General features: G+C 51.5%; 2 rRNA genes. Both read left to right on the top strand.

The window, feature by feature from the left end:
• The first annotated feature begins 217 nt into the window (after positions 1-217).
• Positions 218-3,094 (top strand): 23S ribosomal RNA (locus ACFQUU_RS28890).
• Positions 3,095-3,253: 159 nt separating this feature from the next.
• Positions 3,254-3,366, top strand: a 5S ribosomal RNA gene (rrf, locus tag ACFQUU_RS28895).
• Positions 3,367-3,370 lie beyond the last annotated feature (4 nt).

Genomic DNA, 3,370 nt, shown 5'->3' on the forward strand with positions numbered 1-3,370 from the left:
AGTTCTTTAACAATCTGGAAGAAGTAGTAAAGAATTTATCAGTATGGACTGATGCGCTTGTGATGAGCGTATTGGGAGATACTGGTGGGTTGTGATTGTATCAATCATATGTAAGAAAGAGTGCTTGCTTCGGTAAGTGTTCTGGAATACGGCATATTCATACTCAACCCTATGACCGGTTTCTTTGTGGTGCGCCATGGAGAAGTCAACGTTATAGGGACAAGCGAATAAGTGCACATGGTGGATGCCTTGGCGATATCAGGCGATGAAGGACGTAGTAGCTTGCGATAAGCTGCGGGGAGTGAGCAAACACACATTGATCCGCAGATTTCCGAATGGGGAAACCCACCCTTTTAGGGTATTACTCACTGAATACATAGGTGTGTGAGGCGAACGTGGCGAACTGAAACATCTAAGTAGCTACAGGAAAAGAAATCAACCGAGATTCCCAAAGTAGTGGCGAGCGAAATGGGAACAGCCTGCAAGTTTTAGCAGTCGTGATAGTGGAACGGATTGGAAACTCCGGCCATAGAGGGTGATAGCCCCTTACATGAAATCACGGTTGTGGAACTAGGCTTGCGACAAGTAGGGCGGGGCACGTGAAACCCTGTCTGAACATGGGGGGACCATCCTCCAAGGCTAAATACTCGATATCGACCGATAGTGAACCAGTACCGTGAGGGAAAGGCGAAAAGAACCCCGGAAGGGGAGTGAAATAGATCCTGAAACCGTGTGCATACAAACAGTAGGAGCCCTGTAAGGGGTGACTGCGTACCTTTTGTATAATGGGTCAGCGACTTACATTCAGTGGCAAGCTTAACCGGATAGGGAAGGCGTAGCGAAAGCGAGTCCGAACAGGGCGATTTTAGTCGCTGGGTGTAGACCCGAAACCAAGTGATCTACTCATGGCCAGGATGAAGGTGCCGTAACAGGTACTGGAGGTCCGAACCCACTAACGTTGAAAAGTTAGGGGATGAGCTGTGGGTAGGGGTGAAAGGCTAAACAAACTTGGAAATAGCTGGTTCTCTCCGAAAACTATTTAGGTAGTGCCTCAAGTATCACCACCGGGGGTAGAGCACTGTTATGGCTAGGGGGTCATCGCGACTTACCAAACCATTGCAAACTCCGAATACCGGTGAGTGCGAGCTTGGGAGACAGACGTCGGGTGCTAACGTCCGGCGTCAAGAGGGAAACAACCCAGACCGCCAGCTAAGGTCCCCAAGATTGGCTAAGTGGAAAACGAAGTGGGAAGGCTAAAACAGTCAGGAGGTTGGCTTAGAAGCAGCCATCCTTTAAAGAAAGCGTAATAGCTCACTGATCGAGTCGTCCTGCGCGGAAGATGTAACGGGGCTAAGCCAGTCACCGAAGCTGCGGATATGCGTAAGCATATGGTAGGAGAGCGTTCTGTAAGCCTGCGAAGGTGTCTTGTAAAGGATGCTGGAGGTATCAGAAGTGCGAATGCTGACATGAGTAGCGATAATGCGGGTGAAAGGCCCGCACGCCGTAAGCCCAAGGTTTCCTGTTCAACGTTCATCGGAGCAGGGTGAGTCGGCCCCTAAGGCGAGGCAGAGATGCGTAGCTGATGGGAAGCAGGTTAATATTCCTGCACCGTCGTTAGATGCGATGGGGGGACGGATCGCGGAAGGTTGTCCGGGTGTTGGATGTCCCGGTTTCTGTATCAGAGAAGGCGCTTAGGCAAATCCGGGCGCGTAATTCAAGGGTATGGGACGAGTGGCTTTATAGCCGCGAAGCAATCGGAAGTGGTTCCAAGAAAAGCCTCTAAGCTTCAGTCTAACGAGACCGTACCGCAAACCGACACAGGTGGGCGAGATGAGTATTCTAAGGCGCTTGAGAGAACTCGGGAGAAGGAACTCGGCAAATTGGTACCGTAACTTCGGGATAAGGTACGCCCTGGTAGCTTGACTGGCCTGCGCCAGAAGGGTGAAGGGGTTGCAATAAACTGGTGGCTGCGACTGTTTAATAAAAACACAGCACTCTGCAAACACGAAAGTGGACGTATAGGGTGTGACGCCTGCCCGGTGCTGGAAGATTAAATGATGGGGTGCAAGCTCTTGATTGAAGTCCCAGTAAACGGCGGCCGTAACTATAACGGTCCTAAGGTAGCGAAATTCCTTGTCGGGTAAGTTCCGACCTGCACGAATGGCGTAACGATGGCCACACTGTCTCCTCCCGAGACTCAGCGAAGTTGAAATGTTTGTGATGATGCAATCTACCCGCGGCTAGACGGAAAGACCCCATGAACCTTTACTGTAGCTTTGCATTGGACTTTGAACCAATCTGTGTAGGATAGGTGGGAGGCTATGAAGCGGTGACGCCAGTTGCCGTGGAGCCAACCTTGAAATACCACCCTGGTTTGTTTGAGGTTCTAACCTTGGTCCGTTATCCGGATCGGGGACAGTGCATGGTAGGCAGTTTGACTGGGGCGGTCTCCTCCCAAAGTGTAACGGAGGAGTTCGAAGGTACGCTAGGTACGGTCGGACATCGTGCTAATAGTGCAATGGCATAAGCGTGCTTAACTGCGAGACTGACAAGTCGAGCAGGTACGAAAGTAGGACATAGTGATCCGGTGGTTCTGTATGGAAGGGCCATCGCTCAACGGATAAAAGGTACTCTGGGGATAACAGGCTGATTCCTCCCAAGAGTTCATATCGACGGGGGAGTTTGGCACCTCGATGTCGGCTCATCACATCCTGGGGCTGTAGCCGGTCCCAAGGGTATGGCTGTTCGCCATTTAAAGTGGTACGTGAGCTGGGTTTAAAACGTCGTGAGACAGTTTGGTCCCTATCTGCCGTGGGCGTTGGAAGTTTGAGGGGGGCTGCTCCTAGTACGAGAGGACCGGAGTGGACGAACCTCTGGTGTACCGGTTGTCACGCCAGTGGCATTGCCGGGTAGCTAAGTTCGGAAGAGATAACCGCTGAAAGCATCTAAGCGGGAAACTTGCCTCAAGATGAGACTTCCCCAGGCCTTGAGCCTGCTAAAGGGTCGTTCGAGACCAGGACGTTGATAGGCTGGGTGTGGAAGCGCAGTAATGCGTTAAGCTAACCAGTACTAATTGCCCGTGCGGCTTGTCCCTATAACCTTGACAGGTTGTAGCCAAGTATGAAGCGTATGCCATGATTCATGCATCACGCCCGCCAAAATATATGTAGACCCCTGCATAGCTACTTCTTCCCAGATTGCGTTGTTTGGCCAGGTCGGCAGCAAAGACCACCAAACGACATTACCAGTTATGCCTGATGACCATAGCGAGTTGGTCCCACCCCTTCCCATCCCGAACAGGACCGTGAAACGACTTCGCGCCGATGATAGTGCTGCAACCAGTGTGAAAGTAGGTAATCGTCAGGCTTGT

This window comes from Herbaspirillum sp. GCM10030257 (genome assembly GCF_042666555.1).
Taxonomy (GTDB): Bacteria; Pseudomonadota; Gammaproteobacteria; order Burkholderiales; family Burkholderiaceae_D; genus Noviherbaspirillum.